Source organism: Falsihalocynthiibacter sp. CO-5D18, assembly GCF_041205445.1.
In the GTDB taxonomy this organism is placed as follows: Bacteria; Pseudomonadota; Alphaproteobacteria; order Rhodobacterales; family Rhodobacteraceae; genus Falsihalocynthiibacter; species Falsihalocynthiibacter arcticus.
In genome coordinates this window covers 15,463-34,276 of record NZ_JBGFCF010000005.1, presented here as the reverse complement: position 1 = coordinate 34,276, position 18,814 = coordinate 15,463, and the positions used below count along the sequence as shown (strand labels likewise).

Below are 18,814 nucleotides of genomic sequence, written 5' to 3'. Positions count from 1 at the left end.
GGATATGGATATTCTCGGTTGGGGCGCAATCAGCTTGCGTATCTTCATTCAATTCATTCCCGTATGGATCGCGCTCGTCGTGCTCTTTGCGGTTTCCATCCGTGCGAAAAAGCGTCTGGGGCTTTATGGAAAACTCTTTGATAGTACCGCTGGCACGCTTGGCTTCACTCTTGTGATGTTTTGGGTCTTCACGGCGATTTTCGGAGCCTTGGATTTCATTGTAACCCATCCCCCCCTTGACCAATTCTCGGGCCTCAAAAACAAAGTTCCCGGCTCACCGTTGCCAAACCCAGAGGGCCAGTATCCCTATTTTCTCCTTGGCGGCGACCACCTTGCGCGCGACGTGTTTTCGCGCATGATCGTTGGTAGTTGGGAGGTCCTCAAGATCGTGCCCCTCGCCACCGTTTTCGCCTTTATGGTGGGCGTCACCCTTGGCCTCCCCGCAGGATATTATGGCGGAAAACTGGATACGAGCTTTTCGTTTGCGGCCAATCTTGTGCTCGCCTTTCCTGTAATTTTGCTGTTTTACCTCCTCGTCACACCGGAAATCGTTGAAACGGGCCTTCCTAGTTATTTAGCTGCGGTTTTGTTCCTTTTCCCGCTGATATTCGCCGTCGTTCTGTTAAATTCCCGCCTACGAACGGTGCCGAAAAAACGCAATCTCTATGCAGGCGCCGTTATTTTTCTTGGCGGCTGGGCCTATCTTTCAATCCTTAGCCAAGCGGGAACAAAAGTCGATTTTATGCCCCGTTTCGCCGATTACTTGTCCATCTCAGGCAACACACTCGTCGTTTTTGTCGCTGTTGTGTTTGTAAATGCGCCGACGGTTTTTCGGATTGTGCGTGGCTTGGTGCTCGATATCAAAACCCGCGATTATGTGGCCGCTGCGCAAACACGGGGCGAAGGTCCGTGGTATATTATGCTCTGGGAAATTCTGCCCAATGCACGCGGCCCTTTGATTGTCGATTTCTGTTTGCGGATTGGATACACGACTATCCTTCTGGGAACATTGGGTTTCTTCGGTCTGGGGCTTGAACCCGAAAGCCCCGACTGGGGATCTACAATCAACGAAGGGCGTCGTCTTCTGACCCGTTATCCACATGCGGCACTTGCCCCCGCCTTTGCCCTCATGAGCCTTGTTTTGGGTCTCAATCTTCTCGCCGACGGGTTGCGCGAAGAAAGCCTTAAGGATTAAGCCATGTACGACACGTCATATACGGGGCCAATTCTTGAAATTGAGAACCTCTCGATCAGTTTTTTCACCCGCGACGCCGAAATCCCCGCCGTGATGGATTTTTCCTGCACGGTAATGCCCGGCGAAGCGATGGGGCTTGTCGGCGAAAGTGGTTGTGGCAAATCTACGGTCGCCCTTGGTGTCATGCAGGATTTGGGCACAAATGGTGCAGTCACGGGCGGCACCATTAAGTTCAAGGGAAGGGATTTGGCGACATTTTCGCCCGCGGAACTTCTGGCCTTGCGTGGCTCTGAAATCGCGATGATTTATCAAGAACCAATGGCGAGTTTGAACCCCGCAATGAAAATTGGCGCCCAGTTGATGGAAGTGCCGATGGTGCATGGAACCGTTTCGAAATCGGAAGCGCGGGACCTCGCACTTCAGGTGATAGAAGACGTACAACTCCCTGATCCAAAACGTATTTTCAAAAGCTACCCGCATCAACTTTCGGGCGGACAACAGCAACGCATTGTCATTGCCATGGCCCTGATGAGCAAGCCAAGCCTGCTCATACTGGACGAACCGACAACCGCGCTTGATGTGACGGTGGAAGCGGGCATTGTTGAGTTGGTCAAAGGGTTGGGCAAAAAATACGGCACCTCAATGTTGTTCATCTCGCATAACCTCGGATTGGTGCTTGAGACCTGTGATCGCCTTTGCGTCATGTATTCTGGCGAGGCCGTCGAAAGAGGATCGATTGCCGATGTTTTCGATGAGATGCGACACCCCTATACCCAAGCGCTTTTTCGCTCGATCCCCCTCCCAAGTGCGGATAAAAACTCACGCCCCCTTGTGGCAATTCCGGGAAACTTTCCGCTGCCTCATGAGCGCCCGAAGGGATGCAATTTCGGCCCGCGCTGCGACTATTTTGAGGCAGGCAGATGCGACCAATCCGCGATCCCGATGATGTCGATTGCAGACGACGACCGCCACGGCAGTCGCTGTCTCCGAACCAACGAAATCAATTGGGACGCCACTGCGGAAACGGGTGGTAAAACCGCGCGCACCTCGCTTGGGAAAACGGTTCTAAAAGTTGAAAACCTCAAAAAATACTATGAGGTCGCAAGTTCTGGATTTGGTGGCAAAAAGCGAACCGTCAAGGCAAATGAATCGTTAAGTTTTGAAGCCCGCGAAGGGGAGACCTTGGCCATCGTTGGCGAAAGTGGCTGCGGAAAATCCACCCTAGCCAAAATCCTGATGGGGCTTGAGGAAGCGACGGAAGGCACAGTGACGTTCATGGGCCAAGAAATTCAGGCCACCCCCATTCAAGAACGGTCGACCAAGGTTGTCTCGGGTTTGCAAATGATCTTTCAAAACCCTTTTGATACGCTTAATCCCTCCATGACTGTCGGGCGACAGATCATCCGTACGCTCGAAGTTTTTGGCATTGGGGACAGTGACCTAGCGCGCAAAGACCGAATGCTTGACCTTCTTGATCTTGTGAAACTCCCCCGTGATTTTGCCGACCGTTTACCGCGCCAGCTTTCGGGGGGCCAAAAGCAACGTGTTGGCATCGCGCGGGCCTTTGCGGGCGATGCCAACATCGTGGTGGCAGATGAGCCGGTTTCCGCGCTGGATGTCAGCGTCCAAGCCGCCATCGCGGACCTTTTGATGGAACTTCAACGCGAGAATGGGACGACGCTCCTGTTTATCAGTCACGACCTGTCTATCGTGCGGTATTTGAGTGATCGTGTGTTGGTGATGTACCTTGGGCATGTGGTGGAACTGGGCACGACAGACCAGATTTTTTCGCCGCCCTATCATCCCTACACCGAGGCGTTGTTATCCGCCGTTCCCATTGCCGATACGTCGGTCGAGAAAAGGCAAATCGTGTTGAAAGGCGACATTCCGTCAGCGATCAACCCGCCCACCGGATGCCCGTTTCAAACAAGATGTCGCTGGAAGTATAAGGTGCCAAACGGGCTGTGTGATATCGAGGTGCCAAAGGACAAAATTCTGGCCGAGGGGCACCACATTAAGTGTCACCTCTCGCAAGAGGATTTGGCCGAAATGGAACCCGTGATTAAACTGGCCGAACCGAAATGACCTAGCTTCCCAAAATGACTTTGACGTAGTTTTTGGTCTCTTTATACGGCGGGACACCGTTGTATTTCGCGACGGCCTCTGGACCTGCGTTATAGGCGGCAAGCGCAAGACGCCACGAGCCAAAACGGTTGTATTGCATCTTGAGGTAACGTGCGCCGCCATCTAGATTTTTCGCCGGATCATCGATATTAACACCAAGGGCCTTTGCGGTATCTGGCATCAACTGGGCAAGGCCCGTCGCGCCCTTGTGGGACTTGGCGTAAACATTCCAGCCACTCTCTTGTTGCACCAGACGCAAGAACAAATCTTCAGGAATACTGTGACGTCGCGCAGCATCCCGCGCGACCGCCAAATAGGGACCACTATACTTGCCCATAAACGGCAAAATAAGGCCCGCTTTTTGCTTGGGGCGGAGGCGGTCTGAACTTTTGTATTGCGAAGCTGCCCGCGTATCGAGCACCCTAAGCTGTGCGGAGAACAGGTTTTTTTTCGTCTTGGTTCCAAGAACCAAACCTTCAGCGCGTGTTGTTTCCACGGTCAGTGATGTGGCTAAAATTGCCAAGAATGCCAACGTTGTTTTCTGCAAAACCTGTCACCCGCTCATATTGTTGGCGCGACTATATCCATTTCTGAGATCATTTCCAGCCCCCTGTCGCCATTTGGTATGTTTCCGCTTGCTGATTTGAGGCTGTAATGGTGTAACCTGCCCTCTATAAAACAGAATCGAAAAAGGGAGGCCCGCCATGGCTGGATCGGTCAATAAAGTCATTCTCATTGGGAATCTGGGTCGCGACCCCGAAGTCCGCAGTTTCCCGAATGGCGGCAAGGTCTGCAATTTGCGCATCGCCACGTCGGAAAATTGGAAAGACAAAAACACGGGTGAGCGCCGTGAAAAAACAGAATGGCACAGCGTCGCCATTTTTCAAGAAGGTTTGGTTCGGATCGCTGAACAATACCTCAAAAAAGGCTCCAAGGTTTATATCGAAGGCCAACTCCAAACCCGCAAATACCAAGCCCAAGACGGCACAGATCGGTATTCAACCGAGGTTGTGCTTCAAGGCTTCGGCGGCACATTGACCATGCTCGACGGACGCTCCGAAGGCGGCGGCGGTGGATATGATTCTGGCCCAAGCGGCGGCGGATATGACTCCGGTCCAAGCGGTGGCGGATATTCGTCAGGTGGAAACCAAGGTGGTGGCAATCAAGGTGGCGGAAATCAGGGCGGTGGCAACATCGACGACGAAATCCCGTTCTAGACCTCATTCATATCGAGATATCAAAAGCGTCGCTCCTAACAGAGCGGCGTTTTTTTATCGCTCGTTCAACGCGTCTTTGAGGACTTGAAGCACAACATCGGTGTCGGTCTCCGCCGAAACAAACGCCTTGCCGATGCCGTGGGTCAAAATGAATTTGATCGTGCCATCAACCACTTTTTTATCCTGCCCCATTAAGGCAAGCAAAGCTGCGGCGTTTGGCAAATCTCCTGCAATGTCCGCCACATTGACCTTCATACCCATTTCACTCAAATGCGCGCGCAAACGGCTTGGATCTTCTTGGGAACACAACCCCAAACGCGCCGAAGTCTCCAAGGCCAAAACACAGCCAATGGCCACGCCTTCGCCATGCAAAAGACGATCAGAATAACCTGTCGCATTTTCCAGCGCGTGACAGAACGTATGCCCCAAATTCAGGAGGGCACGGTCGCCTTGCTCGGTTTCATCCCGTGCCACGATATCGGCTTTCATTTCACAAGAACGATTGACCGCATAGGCGCGCGCCGCCTTATCCCCTTGCAGCATCGCGGGGCCGTTTTTCTCGAGCCAATCAAAAAAGCGGGCATCCCCCAACAGGCCGTATTTGACCACTTCGCCATAGCCCGACAAGAAATCGCGAGGCGTTAAAGTGTCGAGCACATCGATATCGGCCAAAACCAGTGATGGTTGATGAAACGCACCAATCAGGTTCTTGCCCTGAGGCGCATTTATGCCCGTTTTGCCCCCGACCGAGCTGTCGACCTGCGCCAAAAGGGAGGTCGGTATTTGCACAAATCGCACGCCACGGCGCAAAACTGCGGCCGCAAAACCAGCCAAATCGCCGATAACACCACCGCCAAGTGCAATAACCACATCGTTTCGCTCGACTTTTGCGTCCAAAAGCCATTCGACCGCGCGACTGAAATGCGACCAAGATTTTGTGGCCTCTCCCGCAGGAAGCGCCACAGCTTCGGACGTGATGCCCGCGGCGGCCAGCCCCGCCTGCAAAGCCTTAAGATGTAGTTTGGCGACGTTTTCATCCGTCACAATCGCTACATGGGGACGTCGTAAAAACGGCGCGATGAACGCCCCCGATTGCGCCAACAATCCCTCACCTATTTTGATCTCGTAGGAGCGCTCCGCCAAGTCAACGGAAACGGTTTGCAAGGGGGAGGCTGTCATGGGGTCACCTTTAGTAAATCTGGTACAGTTAGCAGGGTTTCGATCACGGCGTCGCGCATGTCTTCGATGGAAAAATCAGCCCGTCCAAGCACCACCGCTTCCGCCTTGGAATAGGCAGGTACACGCAACTCATAAAGCGATTTCAATGTCTTATAGGGATTGTCCGTCCGCAACAAAGGTCGTGTATTCTTGTGCCGCACGCGGGCCCACAGCAAATCCAGATCGGCCTGAAGCCAGAGGGAGAATCCAGTTTTGGCAATCACATCCCGATTTCGTTCCGACAGGAATGCGCCGCCACCCGTCGATAAAACCCCCCGCTCCTCTTTGAGCAAACGGGTGATCACTTCAGTCTCGCGCTCGCGGAAAAAAGCCTCGCCATCACGTTCGAAAATCTCGGCAATTGAACGGTTTGCCGCCTTGGTGATTTCTTCATCGCTGTCCAGAAAGGGAACTTTGAGTTCTGTGGCAAGGGCTTTGCCGATCGCGGTTTTTCCCGCGCCCATCATTCCCACTAGTACGACTGTTTTTTGCAAGCTATAGCTCAAAACTGGCTGCCATCCGCTTAAATTTAGGTTTCTTTCCCTGAATGGCGTGATCTTCTGCAAAAGGCCATATATAAATACAGCAATTGGGCAAATAATTGCCCTAACATTCGCGGAAAACGCGACTAAGATGAGCAATATCAATGTTTTTCGCCCACAAGGTGAGAATGTTGGTGTTGAGGCAAATAGAAGGCAGTACCAATGAAGCTAATTCTCAAGGTTGTACTCGGACTCGTGGTTCTGGCGTTTGTCGCCGTTGTGGCATTTGGCTACATTGGGGATCTGACACCTGAACAAGAGGAAATCCGCATTCCGGTATCCATCAGTGACCAGTAAACATCTGCCCTTTGCGCTTTGTTTGAGCGCGTTTTTCGCGTCCACCGTTTCTGTGAATGCGCAATCTACGACGTCCAGAGTTGAGCCACTTTCCGTGATTGATTGGCTGTCACCAACACTGATCGCTCCGAGTGTGACGCCAAACGCGACCAACCGCGACGTGACGTCCTCGGCGACGCCGCATGCCGTCGAGACAACCTCTCTCGATCAGCAAACGGCAGACGCGGTGGGCTTGTTACCCAGTTCGGTAACGGGCTTCCCGCTCTCGCTTTGGGGGCAATCCTCAAGCGTTGATCTCGCGCGTTTGATCGTCGCAATCCCCGTTGAGACCCTCCCCGTCTTGCAAGAGTTGACCATGTCGCTTTTGCTGGCCGAATTGGACCCGACGTTTGATGCCACGAACAAGGATGTGTTGTTTCAAACGCGGATCGATAAATTGCTTGATATCGGTGCCCTTGAGCAGGCCGCCGCGCTTCTGGACCGCGCAAATGTGCGTACACCCGCCCTCTTTAGTCGCAGCTTTGACATCGCCCTCCTCACCGAGAACGAAGACGCGGCCTGTGACGCGCTCAATCAAGCCGCAGACCTCGCGCCGACAATCACCGCCCGCGTTTTTTGCCTCGCCCGCACAGGCGACTGGAATGCTGCGGCCTTGATCTTTGAAACCGGCGTCGCCCTAGGATATGTCTCGCCAGAAGAGGGCGACGTTTTGGCCCGTTTTCTGGATCCCGAGTTCGCGGATGTCGCGCCACCGCTTCCCCTTTCCGTCCGCCCAAGCCCCCTGATGTTTCGCCTCTATGCGGCCATCGGCGAGCCTATTCCCACGACTTTGCTACCTCGTGCTTTCGCCCATACGGATCTCACCGCGAACAACGGTTGGCGCGCGCGCCTTGAAGCGGCCGAGCGGCTTGTTCATTCAGGTGCCGTCTCTGACAACGTGCTTCTGGCCCTCTATACCGATAGAACCCCTGCGGCCTCTGGTGGCGTATGGGATCGCGTCGAAGCAGTACAACGCTTTGATACGGCTGTGAATTCCAGAGACCCTGGAGCGGTTTCGTCCTCACTCCCCCTCGTCTGGGACGCCCTGAAAGCCGTGCAACTCGAAGGCTTCCTTGCGCATCAGTACGCCACGGACCTCGCGAAGTTTCCCTTGAGTGGCGACACCGCAGCCTTGGTTTTACGGCTCTCATTGCTGAGCGACGACTACGAAAGTGCCGCCCAAACTGCTGTTGCCGAGAACAGGGTCACCTCCAAAGAGGAGGCCTTCCTCGTCAGCCTCGCACAGGGCAAACCCGAGTTGAACGGCCTGTCGGATTCCCGCGCGATTGCCATTCATGATGGGTTCCTGCGCAGCACCCCGTTTTCACCAGACGACGTCGAAGTCTCCGGTGGCAATCTCGGTAGCGCCATTCTGCGCGCGATCACATTGTTTGCTGAAGGGGCTCGGGGCGACCTCAACAATGTAACCCGTGCCATTGCTATTTTGCGCAGCGTTGGCCTTGAGGATATCGCACGACGGGCGTCACTTGAACTCATGCTCCTTGAGCGTGCGTGATGTCACGAGAGATCGAAAATTTCATCACCGCACAGGCCGCCGAACGGGCAGCCTCCGAAAACACGCAAGCCGGATATCGGCGCGATTTGACCGATTTCGAGGCCTATTTGGGATCACAAAACGATACCCTAATGACGGCGGATCGCGCCCGTATTGAGCGCTACCTTGTGCATTGCGACGCCCAAGGGTTTTCGATCGCCACCCGCGCCCGTCGACTCTCGGCGATCAAAAGTTTCTATCGCTATGCCTTTGAAGACGGCTTGCGGGGCGACCATCCCGGTTTGCAAATTCGCGGCCCTGGGCGCAGCAAACGCCTCCCCAAAACACTTTCCGAAGCAGACGTAGAGCGCCTACTGAACGCCGCCGCCGCCCATGGGCGCAATCGTTCGGATCGTTTGCGCAACACCTGTTTGCTGGAAATTCTCTATGCCAGCGGAATGCGTGTCACCGAGTTGGTCAGCCTGCCCGTTGCTGCGACGCGTGGCGATCCACGGATGCTTTTGATCAAAGGCAAAGGCAACAAAGAACGCATGGTTCCGCTCTCTGATCCGGCCCGCGAGGCCCTTGCGGATTGGCTGGAACATCGGGATTCCTTGCAGGAGTTGGCCCTCAGAGAACATGGAACACCTCTGTCCCCCTACCTTTTTGCCTCTCGTGCCAAACAAGGCCACATGACCCGTAACCGTTTCTATTTATTGATAAAAGAAATCGCCGTCACCGCCGGTATCTCCCCCGATTTGGTCACACCCCACCGATTGAGACACGCCTTCGCAACCCATCTTTTGGCCAATGGCGCGGACCTGCGCGTCATCCAAACGCTCTTAGGGCACGCAGACCTTTCGAGCACCGAAATCTATACCCATGTGTTAGAGGAACGCCTGCATGCGCTGGTCCTTGAGCACCATCCACTCGCCAAACCTTGAGACCCTGCCCTTTGAAGCGCTCTTGAACCCAACAGATTTGCACCCCATAACAGATATACTTCTCATTTCACCCTCATATTGGATGTTTTAACGCCGTGTACGACACCGCATTTTATATCACCTCAGGCTCAATCGTTGCCCTGTTAATCCTTTCTGCATTTTTCTCCGGTTCGGAAACCGCGCTCACAGCCGCTTCTCGTGGCAAGCTGAGCATGCAAGCCGACAAGGGGTCGCGTGGCGCGCAACGTGCCTTAAACATCACCGAAGACAACGAACGTCTCATCGGGTCGGTCCTGTTGGGCAACAATCTTGTCAACATCCTCGCCACCTCACTGGCGACCGCGTTGTTTACGCGCATGTTTGGCGAGTCGGGCGTGGCCATGGCCACCCTTATTATGACGCTGCTCGTTTTGATTTTCGCTGAGGTACTACCCAAAACCTACGCCATTACCAATGCAGAAACCGCCGCCGCGGGTGTAAGCGGGCCGATTTCAGTCGTGATTACAGTCTTTTCGCCCATCGTGAGTTTTGTGCGAATGCTCGTGCGTGCGATCCTAGGCCTATTTGGCGTCCAAACGGATCCCGACCAAAACGTCCTCGCTGTACGCGAAGAAATTGCCGGCGCGATTTCACTGGGCCACTCAGAAGGCATTGTCGAAAAGGAAGATCGCGACCGCATTTTGGGCGCGTTGGACTTGTCGGACCGTACCGTCGAAGAAATCATGCTTCACCGCAGCCAAATTGAGATGGTCGACGCGAGTATGCCCACGGAAGAAGTCCTGAACCTCTTACTCAACAGCCGTCATACCCGCCTGCCCGTTTATCGCGACGAGCCGGAAAACGTTGTCGGAATTCTGCATACAAAACATCTGTTGCGCGGGTTAAACGCACCACTTAAAGTCGGCCAAGCCCCTGCGGATGCAATGAAAAACTTCAATCTTATGGAAGTTGTCCGCGAACCCTACTTCATTCCGGAAACCGCGACGCTGGACGATCAAATGCGTGAGTTCTTGCGGCGGCGCACCCATTTCGCCTTGGTTGTCGATGAGTATGGCGCACTACAAGGGTTGATTACGCTCGAAGACATTCTCGAAGAAATCGTTGGTGAAATTATGGATGAATTTGACGACGGTGACATGCCTGTCATTGAAATTTGCGACGACGGGCGCTTCCTTGTGGATGGCGCGACCACCATTCGCGACCTCAACCGCGCGACCGATTGGGCGTTTTCCGACGAGACGGCAAACACCATTGCTGGCCTTGTGATACACGAGGCACAATTGATCCCGACCCAAGGCCAAACCTATGCCTTCCACGGGTTTCAATTTGAAGTGTTCCAAATGGACGGGAACCGGATTTCTAAGCTGAAAATCCGGCCCCTTTAACGCTTACAGATTATATATCTGGCCGAATTTTTCTTCGAGATAGGCCAGAAGCGGCTGCTCGTTCACTATGCCGCCCGTTGCGCGGGCAATCACGTCGCGGCTCTCAAAAAGGCCGCCATGTTGTTGCACGTTCTGAGCCAGCCATTGTGTCGCGCGGGAGGTGTTCCCCTGCGCGAACTCTGTATCCAGACCAACAAGATCCTTGCGCATCGCTTGGTTCAAACAGCCCGCGTACACATTGCCCAAAGTGTAGGTTGGGAAGTACCCAAATAGCCCAACGGACCAATGTACATCCTGCAAACAACCGTTGCTTGGCTTGTCCACTTTCACGCCAAAATCAGCCTCAAAACGCGCGTTCCACGCTTCGGGAAGGTCAGCCACAGCCAGTTCGCCTGACACCAATTGCCGCTCAAGATCAAAGCGCAACAAAACGTGCAAGTTATAGTGAATTTCATCAGCTTCAGTGCGGATATAACCCGAGGAGACACGGTTAACTGTGGCAAAGAATGCCTCAGCATCCGCCACACCAATATCGCCAAATGTTTGGGTCATTTGACCGAACAGATAGTCCGAATAAGCCGCGCCACGGCCGATCTGGTTTTCATAAATCCGGCTTTGGCTTTCATGCACACCCATCGAAACACCATTCCCCACAGGCGTCAGCAGATAGTCCTGTGAGATGTTTTGCTCATAGCACGCGTGGCCCACCTCGTGGATCGTCGAATAGATACAGTTGAACGGATTGCGCGGGTCTGTGCGGGTGGTAATCCGCACGTCATTGCCCGAGCCACTTGAGAAAGGATGCACAGCTTTATCAAGGCGACCACGGTTGAAATCATAGCCAAATCCTTGGGCAAGCTTGTTGCTCAGGGCCATTTGCAAATCGGGATCAAAGTCACGATCCAGCGCCTTGGGGGTGGTTTCAGACCCAAGAATTTTCCCGCGCAAAGCTACCAACCTTGGGCGCAATGCGTCAAACATCGCGCTGATTTCTTTGGCCGAAGTTCCGGGTTCATAATCTTGCAACATGGCGTCGTAGACATCGCCATCTCCTGCAATCGCCTGCGCTTCTTCGCGTTTCAACGCAATGACGCGCTCCAAGGTCGGTGCGAATTGCGCGAAGTTTTCCGCCGCGCGGGCCTGTGCCCAAATCCCTTGCGCCGAGGAGGTTACACGCGCGATTTCCGCCGCCAAATCTCCAGGGACTTTGCTTGCGCGGGTATGTTGTTCACGGATCAGGCGCATCTGGGCTTGGCCTGCTTGATCAAGAGTCGCGTCGTGGATATCCGCTAGCCATTGCGTGACCTTTGGATCGGTGCGACGTGCGTGTAAAACCCCTTCAAGGGCGGCGGTTTCTTCGGCCCGTTGCGCGCCAGAGCCTTCGGCCATCATGGTTTCTTGATCCCAGCCCAAACGTCCCGAAATTTGCCCCAAGGCGACGGTTTGACGGGTGAAATCCATCAGGATCTTAAAGGCTGTCATTTAGGCTCTCCGGATCAATTGTTCACGTGGATATTGCGCGTTAAAGCGGGCGTTCAAGATGAGCACCCAAAGGAGCAACGCGCCGATTTGGTGCTGAATCGCAATGGGCAAAACCGCAACATTCCAAACGGTCAAAACGCCCAAAATCGCCTGTAAAATCATCATGACAAGCACTAGATCAAAGGCCCGCCGCGTGATCGCCTTGCCGCTTTTGCGCGACCTCCGCCAGACGACAAAGGCAAAGATCAGCAGTAGGTACGCCGCCATACGGTGCACGAATTGTACAAGGCCCGCGTTCTCAAAAAAGTTGGTCCAGAGCGGGGTGAGTTCGAACATGCCATCCGGAAGGAAAGTGCCCGCCATTAACGGCCAATCGGTAAAGCTGCGTCCGGCATCAATGCCCGCCACAAGCGCGCCCAGTAGGATTTGCAGGAAGGCAAAATGCATCAGCCCCGTGGACATGGAGAACAGCTTCGCCTCGCGTTCACGCCGCGCTTTCATCAAATCAACTTCGCGGCGTCCCAGAAGGAGGATGTACCACGCGCAAAGCCCAAGGATCACAAACGCAAGACCCAGATGCGTAGCCAAGCGATAGGACGCAACGGACGTCATGCCATCCTCCAGCCCAGAGGCCACCATCCACCAGCCAATCGCGCCTTGAAGCCCGCCCATCGCCCCCAACAGGAGCAAACGTGGCGTCCAACCTGTAGGAATAGAGCGCGTCACGGCAAAACCAAGGAACCCGAGCGCCCATACAAGGCCAACGGTGCGGCCAAGTTGGCGATGGCCCCATTCCCACCAATAGATGAATTGAAATTCCGACAATTCCATGCCGCGATTGAGCGCTTCATATTGCGGTGTGGCCTGATATTTGAGAAATTCCAGCCCCCATGCTTCGGCGCCCATAGGTGGAATGGCGCCCGTGATCGGCCGCCATTCGGTGATCGACAAGCCCGAGTCCGTGAGACGCGTCAGCCCCCCAATCACAACCATCAAGGCCACCATCACAAAGATCAGCATCAACCACGCCCGAATGCCACGACGCGCCCCCTTGGGCGCACGGTCAATACCGCCCGGATTTGCTATGGCGGGCGCAGACGCATCGCCGACGTTTTCAAATATAGTGCGCGGTTTACTCATGGGATCGCTCCGTATTTTAGGCCAAGCAAACTAGGCCCATATCTTGGCTCAAATCTAGTCTTTTTTGCGGAGAAGTTGTCGCAGCATACCATGCATCATTTGCACATCGGCGCGCGTCATCGGCATCCGCGCCCACATATTGCGTAGGTTCAGCTTCATGCTAATGGCCTTGGGTTCAGGATAGAAAAACCCAGCCTCATCAAGACGTTGCTCATAATGATCGCCGAGTTTCTGGATCTCAATATCGGGTGCAAACTCGGTTTTGGCCATAGCGACGACTTCGGGGGGAACATTGGAGTTTTGACGACGCCATTCATAGGCCATTAGGAGCGCACATTGCGCAAGGTTCAGGGAGGCAAACTCGGGATTAACGGGCACCGAAATGATCGCGTTGGCGCGCGCGATATCCTCGTTCTCAAGCCCTGCCCGTTCCGGCCCAAACATCACACCAACCTTCTGACCCTGCGAGATCAGCGCACGGGCGTGCTCCATGGCGCGTTCGGGCGTCATCACGGGTTTGGTCAGGTCGCGGTGACGCGCGGTTGTTGCAAATATATAATTGCAATCCGCCAAGGCATCGGGCGCGTTTCCATAGATCAGCGCCTCGTCAAGCAACCGTCCTGCTCCACTCGCCATTGCGACGGCCTTTTGATTTGGCCAACCGTCGCGCGGCTCAATGATGCGCATCCGATCAAGGCCGAAATTCCACATGGCACGCGCCGCACCGCCAATATTTTCGCCCATCTGTGGACGCACTAATATAAAGGACGGCTGGGGCCCTCGCCAATTTTCTTCGCTCACAGGATATGCCTTCTTATGATTGGATTTGCGAATGCTTTTGCACGTGTTACGCTCCCCAAAACCGCAACGCAAGGAGAAGACCGTGGCATATGACGAAGGGCTTGCCCAAATGATGCGCGAAGATTTCCTTGATGTTGACGGGATCACCGAAAAGAAGATGTTTGGCGGGATGTGTTTTCTCTATCGCGGCCATATGGTTTGCGGCGTTCATAAAGGCGGTGGCATGTTTCGCCCCGGCAAGGCCCGCGAAGCCGAAGCCTTGGCAATTGAGGGCGCAGCGCCCCTCTCCTTTACGGGCCGTCCCATGGGCGGAATGATCGACGCCAGCGAAGAAGCCATTGCAGACGACGAAAAACGGCGTAAATGGATAGAACTTTCGCTGGCAAATGCCAAAAGCCTGCCTCCTAAGTAGCCAAGCCCAAAAATCCCCGTTATGACGGGCACAGAATCCACCAAGGAACCATAAAATGGCTGACGATCAAACCGCGCCCGAAACCGCACAACTCTATCTTATCTCCCCTCCAGAGTTCGAATTATCGCAGTTTCCCGATCAATTAGCGCGGGTTCTAGACGGCGAAGCGATCTCTTGTGTACGTCTTGCTATGGCGAGCCAGGACGAAGACCGCATTTCGCGTGCCGCGGATGCTTTGCGCGACGTCTGTCAGAGCCGCGACGTGGCGATTGTTATCGACCGTCACATCCAATTGGTCGAGCGTTTGGGGCTAGATGGTGTCCATCTTCTGGACGGTGCGCGCACGGTGCGCCACGCCCGCAAAGAACTCGGCGCAGACGCAATCATCGGTGCCTTTTGTGGTGCCTCAAATCATGACGGCATGGCCGCCGCCGAAAACGGCGCGGACTATGTGGCCTTTGGTCCCGTCGGCATGACGCCCCTCGGAGACGGCACCCGCGCGGAGCTAGATTTGTTTCAGTGGTGGAGCGAAATGATCGAAGTGCCCATGGTGGCCGAAGGTGCGCTCTCGCTCGAAAACATTGAACTTCTAGCACCTATGGTCGACTTCTTTGGCATAGGTACGGAAATCTGGTCCAAAGATGACCCGCTAGAAACCCTCAGAGCGATGATTTTGAAAATTAAAGGTTAAGGGCAGCGCCACCTTGGCATTAATCCAACGGTGGCGTTAATCCATTCTGAACAGTTTGCTGACAGTACGTTGCCAAGCCTTTTCGGCTAACAAAATCGCGCGCGGGAACTGCTGGATGATAGATCACCTGAACCGATCCTTGATGCTTTTCCGCTAAGACTTTGAGGAAATGCGCCCCAAAGCTCATATCCCCCCACCAGCCGTAAAAACCCGCGCTTTCCCCTTCGGGGGAGGTATAATTGAGCGTTACCGGCTGAACCCATGTTTCTTCAACAACTTCGGGCGCGAAGAACGCCGCGAAAAGCGTTGATTTAAAAGGAAGAACCCGCAGTCCGTCCGTTGACGTCCCTTCAGGAAAGAACAAAAGTTTGTGCCCTGCTAGGAGGCGCGACTGAAAAATTTCACGCTGTTTTTTGGCATCTGACGGGCGGCGCGCGATAAAAACGGTCCCTGTAGCGCGCGCGAGCCAGCCAATTCCAGGCCAAAGCGCAACCTCGGATTTCGCAACAAAATAGATCCGCTTGCGCGCGTTCAAAGCAAAAATATCCAGCCATGACGAGTGGTTAGCAACAACCGCCCCCTTGTGCCGCATACGTTCACCACGCGTCGAGAACTTAACCCCCAACAGAAAAAAGGCGCTCCGACAGACAAATTGCGTGATGAAAGGCGTAAACGGGCGTCGCAATCCGTAAATCGGACGTTCAACGAGCCGCAACACGAGCATAAGGAGCAAACAAAACGTGGTAATCAGCAGAAGCGGCACCCCCCGAAAAACCGCACGAACATAGCCAGAGGCCGTTATTTTGGGCTGCTCTGGGAGCGTTTCTGAGGTCCACGTCGGATTCATGTGGCGCGGTTCTTGGTGTAAAAACTTTTATGCTTGGCATTCATTTTTTCAGTATCCATCAAGAGGCAAACATCGGTGGTGTTGAAGGCATGGTCAATATAGGCCCCCTCGCCCACAAAACCGCCCAGCCGCAAATAGGCTTTGATTAATGCGGGCGTGTTGATCATCGCGGCGCGGCGATCAATATCCGCAACATTAACAAGGTCCATCGACTGGAAATGATTTTCCAACACGCGCACACGAAGCTCGGGCGGCGCAAGGTGGTTGGCATGTAGATAGGCCAAGGGTTGGCGCAGTTCTTCGAGGTTAGTGCCATGGAAACTGGCCACGCCAAAAAGGATTTCTATATTGTGGTCAAGGACATAACTTGCAAGACCGTTCCAGAGGTGGAACATTGCGGTGCCACCGCGATAATCCTTGTGCACACAACTGCGACCCAATTCCAGCAGCCTGCGACCAGAGGATTTCAGCGCCGAAAGGTCATATTCGCTCTCCGAATAAAACCGCCCCACATCCGCGGCCTTTTCACCGCGCAACAGACGATAAACGCCCACGACATGCTCGCCTTTTTCGCTATTTTTTGACGAGTCAATCAGGATCAGATGGTCGTAAAACGGATCAAATTCATCGCGCTCAAGCCGTTCTTCGTGATCCACAAGTGGGCCGTCCCCACCAAGCTCATCGATAAAAACTTCATACCGCAACCGCTGTGCGGCCCGCAAATCCGCTTCGGTTACCGCGAGGCGTGTTTCAAACTTGGGATCAGACGTCGACATAGATGGGGAGCGCTCCGCTAAACTCTGGGACTTCTAGGCAAAACGGCGCTATCATGCAACCTTTGCGCCCGAATTCCCCACGTCACTTTTGTTCAGAGTCGATGTCATATATCGGGGTTAAGAAAACGTTTTGACCATCGATGGTTATTTTTCCACATTGTTCAAAATTAACGGTTATTTTACCATTAATAACCGATTGTACTTGCCCAAGACCCCATTCTGGTTTTCCGGGATGCCTAACAAACATTCCGGGCTCTAATAGATCATTCATTTTTTCACTTTCGCTTTCTAGGATTATTCATGCCGACACATCAACGAGACCTCACCGCCCTCCTTGGATCCCGTATCTGCCATGATCTTATCAGCCCTTTGGGCGCAATCGGCAATGGGGTTGAACTGCTTCAAATGGGTGGGAGCATAGACGGGCCCGAAATGGGCCTCATCGTTGAGAGTGTTGCAAATGCCAACGCACGGATTCGTTTTTTCCGCGTGGCCTATGGTGCTGCGCGTGAGGGGCAAAAGACTAGCAATTCAGAATTGCGCGATATCCTAAAGAGTTTCGGCGCAGGTGGGCGGGTGTCCTATGAGTGGAACGTGTTGAGTGACCTACCCCGCTCCGAAGGCAAGCTGGCTTTCTTGTTGATCCAATGTCTGGAATCCGCGATGCCCTATGGGGGGAATATTGTAGTCGAGCATGATGGCGCACAATGGCAATTGCTGGGGCGGGCCGAGAAAATGAAAATCAACCCAGAAATTTGGGGCGTAATGTCGGACCCAAATACGTCCGTAGAAGTCACGCCGGCTTTGGTGCATTTTGCGCTGGTTCCCGAAGCGTTGAAAGCCACACAAAAGAAAATGAACGCGGAATTACGGGAAACCGAAATTTCCATTCGGTTTTAGCGCGCAGCACTGGTTCTGGGACCAATGCCGCGCTCTTTGGGGCTATTTTCTAATCGTGCCATCGCCAACAACGATGTATTTGAAGCTGGTGAGTTGTTCCGCACCGACGGGGCCACGCGCGTGCATTTTACCCGTAGCAATGCCGATTTCCGCCCCCATTCCAAACTCGCCACCATCGGCAAATTGGGTCGATGCATTCTGAATCAAGATCGCACTATCGAGGCGGGTAAAGAACCTGTCGGCAACCGCTTGATCCTCGGTGATAACGCAATCGGTGTGGTTTGAGCCGTAGTTTTGGATATGCGCGATGGCACCGTCAATATCGTCCACAACCTTCGCGGCGATAATCATATCAAGGAACTCTTTGCCAAAATCGTCTGCAGAGGCTTCAACAGACCCATTCATGCCTTCGGCCCGCACTTCGACGCCCGCCTTGATGAGCGCGTCAACGATAGCTTGCCCCAATGTCGCCGCCACATCCTTGTGTACCAACAAACATTCCGCCGAACCACAAATCCCCGTGCGCCGTGTTTTCGAATTCACGACAATCGTCAACGCCTTCTCTGGGTCGGCGGCGGCGTCCACATAGATGTGGCAAATTCCCTCGAGATGCGCAAAAACCGGAACCCGTGCTTCGCGCTGGACAAGCCCGACAAGGCCCTTTCCTCCGCGCGGCACGATCACGTCGATAAACTCGGTGGCGCGCAACATTTCTGCGACCGCAGCGCGATCCCGTGTAGGGACACGTTGCACCGCATCAACGGGAAGCCCCGCCGATTTAAGTCCATCTTGCAGACAGGCATGAATGACGCCCGAACTATGGAAGCTCTCAGAACCGCCCCGCAGAATGACCGCATTGCCAGCCTTCAAACACAAAGCCCCAGCATCCGCCGTCACATTCGGGCGGCTTTCGTAAATAACGCCAATGACGCCTAATGGTGTGCGCACTCGCTTGATATGGAGGCCGCTCTCCATGTCCCATTCCGTCAGAATCTCGCCCACGGGATCGTTTTGCCCCGCAACCGCACGCAGGCTGGTAACGATCGCCTCAATGCGGGCCTCGTCCAACATCAATCGGTCGAGCATCGCGGCCGATAACCCTTTGTCACGGCCAAATTCCATATCCAAAACGTTGGCTGCGACGATCTCATCCCGACGGGTCCAAACGGCATCGGCTGCGGCAAGAAGTGCGGCTTCCTTTTGAGGCCCCGATGCAAATCCCAATTCACGTGCAGCCGCGCGGGCGCGTGTTCCGATGTCTTTCATCAGGGCGGGAATATTTTCGCTATCTTTCATGGGGCAACTTTCA

Annotated in this window: 20 protein-coding genes; 10 read left to right on the top strand and 10 right to left on the bottom strand. The window is 54.2% G+C overall.

Annotated features, from left to right (window positions below):
* Positions 1 to 4: 4 nt before the first annotated feature.
* Together AB9F27_RS08270 and AB9F27_RS08265 are read left to right on the top strand one after the other, a co-directional pair.
* A complete protein-coding gene (locus AB9F27_RS08270; protein WP_335584337.1) occupies positions 5 to 1,195 on the top strand; it encodes an ABC transporter permease in 1,191 nt (396 codons plus the stop codon).
* Positions 1,196 to 1,198: 3 nt separating this feature from the next.
* On the top strand, positions 1,199 to 3,280 hold the full coding sequence (locus tag AB9F27_RS08265) for an ABC transporter ATP-binding protein (RefSeq protein ID WP_335584336.1): 2,082 nt from the start codon (positions 1,199 to 1,201) through the stop codon (positions 3,278 to 3,280).
* A gap of 1 nt (position 3,281) precedes the next feature.
* Here AB9F27_RS08265 and AB9F27_RS08260 read toward each other — a convergent pair whose 3' ends face one another.
* On the bottom strand, positions 3,282 to 3,815 hold the full coding sequence (locus AB9F27_RS08260) for a lytic transglycosylase domain-containing protein (protein ID WP_369756547.1): 534 nt from the start codon (positions 3,813 to 3,815) through the stop codon (positions 3,282 to 3,284).
* 208 nt (positions 3,816 to 4,023) lie between these two features.
* Between AB9F27_RS08260 and ssb the strand changes: the two genes are divergently transcribed.
* Positions 4,024 to 4,536 (top strand): single-stranded DNA-binding protein, encoded by a 513-nt coding sequence (gene ssb / locus AB9F27_RS08255; RefSeq protein WP_039000655.1) that lies wholly within the window; start codon positions 4,024 to 4,026, stop codon positions 4,534 to 4,536.
* Positions 4,537 to 4,590: 54 nt separating this feature from the next.
* Here ssb and aroB read toward each other — a convergent pair whose 3' ends face one another.
* Positions 4,591 to 5,715 (bottom strand): 3-dehydroquinate synthase, encoded by a 1,125-nt coding sequence (gene aroB, locus AB9F27_RS08250; protein ID WP_369757648.1) that lies wholly within the window; start codon positions 5,713 to 5,715, stop codon positions 4,591 to 4,593.
* The gene (locus AB9F27_RS08245; protein WP_335584334.1) at positions 5,712 to 6,248 is read right to left on the bottom strand and encodes a shikimate kinase; all 537 of its coding nucleotides are present in this window, start codon (positions 6,246 to 6,248) and stop codon (positions 5,712 to 5,714) included. The genes aroB and AB9F27_RS08245 overlap by 4 nt, the downstream gene beginning before the upstream one ends.
* A gap of 210 nt (positions 6,249 to 6,458) precedes the next feature.
* On the opposite strand from AB9F27_RS08245, the gene AB9F27_RS08240 reads away from it, so the two are divergent.
* The 4 genes from AB9F27_RS08240 (at position 6,459) to AB9F27_RS08225 (ending at position 10,456) form a co-directional block, all read left to right on the top strand.
* Positions 6,459 to 6,593 carry a hypothetical protein gene (locus tag AB9F27_RS08240; RefSeq protein WP_257722127.1) on the top strand — a complete coding sequence of 45 codons (135 nt, stop codon included), beginning with the start codon at positions 6,459 to 6,461 and terminating at the stop codon, positions 6,591 to 6,593.
* The gene (locus tag AB9F27_RS08235) at positions 6,583 to 8,148 is read left to right on the top strand and encodes a hypothetical protein (protein ID WP_335584333.1); all 1,566 of its coding nucleotides are present in this window, start codon (positions 6,583 to 6,585) and stop codon (positions 8,146 to 8,148) included. The genes AB9F27_RS08240 and AB9F27_RS08235 overlap by 11 nt, the downstream gene beginning before the upstream one ends.
* On the top strand, positions 8,148 to 9,071 hold the full coding sequence (locus AB9F27_RS08230) for a site-specific tyrosine recombinase XerD (RefSeq protein WP_335584332.1): 924 nt from the start codon (positions 8,148 to 8,150) through the stop codon (positions 9,069 to 9,071). The genes AB9F27_RS08235 and AB9F27_RS08230 overlap by 1 nt, the downstream gene beginning before the upstream one ends.
* A 95-nt stretch (positions 9,072 to 9,166) precedes the next feature.
* Positions 9,167 to 10,456, top strand: a complete 1,290-nt coding sequence (locus AB9F27_RS08225; RefSeq protein WP_335584331.1) for an HlyC/CorC family transporter — start codon at positions 9,167 to 9,169, stop codon at positions 10,454 to 10,456.
* A 3-nt stretch (positions 10,457 to 10,459) separates the two neighbouring features.
* Here AB9F27_RS08225 and AB9F27_RS08220 read toward each other — a convergent pair whose 3' ends face one another.
* From AB9F27_RS08220 to AB9F27_RS08210, 3 genes are read right to left on the bottom strand one after another with little or no spacing between them, the layout of a single operon-like run.
* Complete coding sequence (locus AB9F27_RS08220; RefSeq protein ID WP_335584330.1) at positions 10,460 to 11,938, bottom strand: carboxypeptidase M32; 1,479 nt, start codon at positions 11,936 to 11,938, stop codon at positions 10,460 to 10,462.
* Positions 11,939 to 13,078, bottom strand: a complete 1,140-nt coding sequence (ctaA, locus tag AB9F27_RS08215; protein ID WP_335584329.1) for a heme A synthase — start codon at positions 13,076 to 13,078, stop codon at positions 11,939 to 11,941.
* A gap of 54 nt (positions 13,079 to 13,132) precedes the next feature.
* Positions 13,133 to 13,879, bottom strand: coding sequence for an RNA methyltransferase (locus tag AB9F27_RS08210; protein WP_335584328.1), 747 nt, complete (start codon positions 13,877 to 13,879; stop codon positions 13,133 to 13,135).
* Between the two features lie 82 nt (positions 13,880 to 13,961).
* Here AB9F27_RS08210 and AB9F27_RS08205 point away from each other — a divergent pair, with 82 nt between their 5' ends.
* Positions 13,962 to 14,291, top strand: coding sequence for a TfoX/Sxy family protein (locus AB9F27_RS08205; RefSeq protein ID WP_335584327.1), 330 nt, complete (start codon positions 13,962 to 13,964; stop codon positions 14,289 to 14,291).
* A 55-nt stretch (positions 14,292 to 14,346) separates the two neighbouring features.
* Positions 14,347 to 14,982: a thiamine phosphate synthase gene (locus tag AB9F27_RS08200; RefSeq protein ID WP_335584326.1), complete on the top strand. Its 636-nt coding sequence runs from the start codon at positions 14,347 to 14,349 to the stop codon at positions 14,980 to 14,982.
* Positions 14,983 to 15,001: 19 nt separating this feature from the next.
* Here AB9F27_RS08200 and AB9F27_RS08195 read toward each other — a convergent pair whose 3' ends face one another.
* From AB9F27_RS08195 to AB9F27_RS08185, 3 genes are all read right to left on the bottom strand, one after another.
* Positions 15,002 to 15,829 (bottom strand): lysophospholipid acyltransferase family protein, encoded by an 828-nt coding sequence (locus AB9F27_RS08195; RefSeq protein ID WP_335584325.1) that lies wholly within the window; start codon positions 15,827 to 15,829, stop codon positions 15,002 to 15,004.
* A complete protein-coding gene (locus tag AB9F27_RS08190; protein WP_335584324.1) occupies positions 15,826 to 16,605 on the bottom strand; it encodes a GNAT family N-acyltransferase in 780 nt (259 codons plus the stop codon). Before AB9F27_RS08190 ends, AB9F27_RS08195 begins: the two co-directional genes overlap by 4 nt.
* Before the next feature lie 82 nt (positions 16,606 to 16,687).
* Positions 16,688 to 16,852 (bottom strand): DUF3553 domain-containing protein, encoded by a 165-nt coding sequence (locus AB9F27_RS08185; RefSeq protein WP_369757676.1) that lies wholly within the window; start codon positions 16,850 to 16,852, stop codon positions 16,688 to 16,690.
* Between the two features lie 53 nt (positions 16,853 to 16,905).
* Here AB9F27_RS08185 and AB9F27_RS08180 point away from each other — a divergent pair, with 53 nt between their 5' ends.
* Complete coding sequence (locus AB9F27_RS08180) at positions 16,906 to 17,505, top strand: histidine phosphotransferase family protein (RefSeq protein WP_335584322.1); 600 nt, start codon at positions 16,906 to 16,908, stop codon at positions 17,503 to 17,505.
* 42 nt (positions 17,506 to 17,547) lie between these two features.
* On the opposite strand, the gene AB9F27_RS08175 is transcribed toward AB9F27_RS08180, so the two are convergent.
* Complete coding sequence (locus AB9F27_RS08175; RefSeq protein WP_335584321.1) at positions 17,548 to 18,801, bottom strand: glutamate-5-semialdehyde dehydrogenase; 1,254 nt, start codon at positions 18,799 to 18,801, stop codon at positions 17,548 to 17,550.
* Positions 18,802 to 18,814 lie beyond the last annotated feature (13 nt).

Excerpts from the sequence above, each read along its gene's own strand:
- AB9F27_RS08270 (WP_335584337.1), top strand. The coding sequence starts at position 5 with ATGGATATTCTCGGTTGGGGCGCAATCAGCTTGCGTATCTTCATTCAA.
- AB9F27_RS08265 (WP_335584336.1), top strand. The coding sequence starts at position 1,199 with ATGTACGACACGTCATATACGGGGCCAATTCTTGAAATTGAGAACCTC.
- ssb (WP_039000655.1), top strand. The coding sequence starts at position 4,024 with ATGGCTGGATCGGTCAATAAAGTCATTCTCATTGGGAATCTGGGTCGC.
- aroB (WP_369757648.1), bottom strand. The coding sequence starts at position 5,715 with ATGACAGCCTCCCCCTTGCAAACCGTTTCCGTTGACTTGGCGGAGCGC.
- AB9F27_RS08240 (WP_257722127.1), top strand. The coding sequence starts at position 6,459 with ATGAAGCTAATTCTCAAGGTTGTACTCGGACTCGTGGTTCTGGCGTTT.
- AB9F27_RS08230 (WP_335584332.1), top strand. The coding sequence starts at position 8,148 with ATGTCACGAGAGATCGAAAATTTCATCACCGCACAGGCCGCCGAACGG.
- AB9F27_RS08220 (WP_335584330.1), bottom strand. The coding sequence starts at position 11,938 with ATGACAGCCTTTAAGATCCTGATGGATTTCACCCGTCAAACCGTCGCC.
- ctaA (WP_335584329.1), bottom strand. The coding sequence starts at position 13,078 with ATGAGTAAACCGCGCACTATATTTGAAAACGTCGGCGATGCGTCTGCG.
- AB9F27_RS08200 (WP_335584326.1), top strand. The coding sequence starts at position 14,347 with ATGGCTGACGATCAAACCGCGCCCGAAACCGCACAACTCTATCTTATC.
- AB9F27_RS08195 (WP_335584325.1), bottom strand. The coding sequence starts at position 15,829 with ATGAATCCGACGTGGACCTCAGAAACGCTCCCAGAGCAGCCCAAAATA.
- AB9F27_RS08190 (WP_335584324.1), bottom strand. The coding sequence starts at position 16,605 with ATGTCGACGTCTGATCCCAAGTTTGAAACACGCCTCGCGGTAACCGAA.
- AB9F27_RS08185 (WP_369757676.1), bottom strand. The coding sequence starts at position 16,852 with ATGTTTGTTAGGCATCCCGGAAAACCAGAATGGGGTCTTGGGCAAGTA.
- AB9F27_RS08180 (WP_335584322.1), top strand. The coding sequence starts at position 16,906 with ATGCCGACACATCAACGAGACCTCACCGCCCTCCTTGGATCCCGTATC.
- AB9F27_RS08175 (WP_335584321.1), bottom strand. The coding sequence starts at position 18,801 with ATGAAAGATAGCGAAAATATTCCCGCCCTGATGAAAGACATCGGAACA.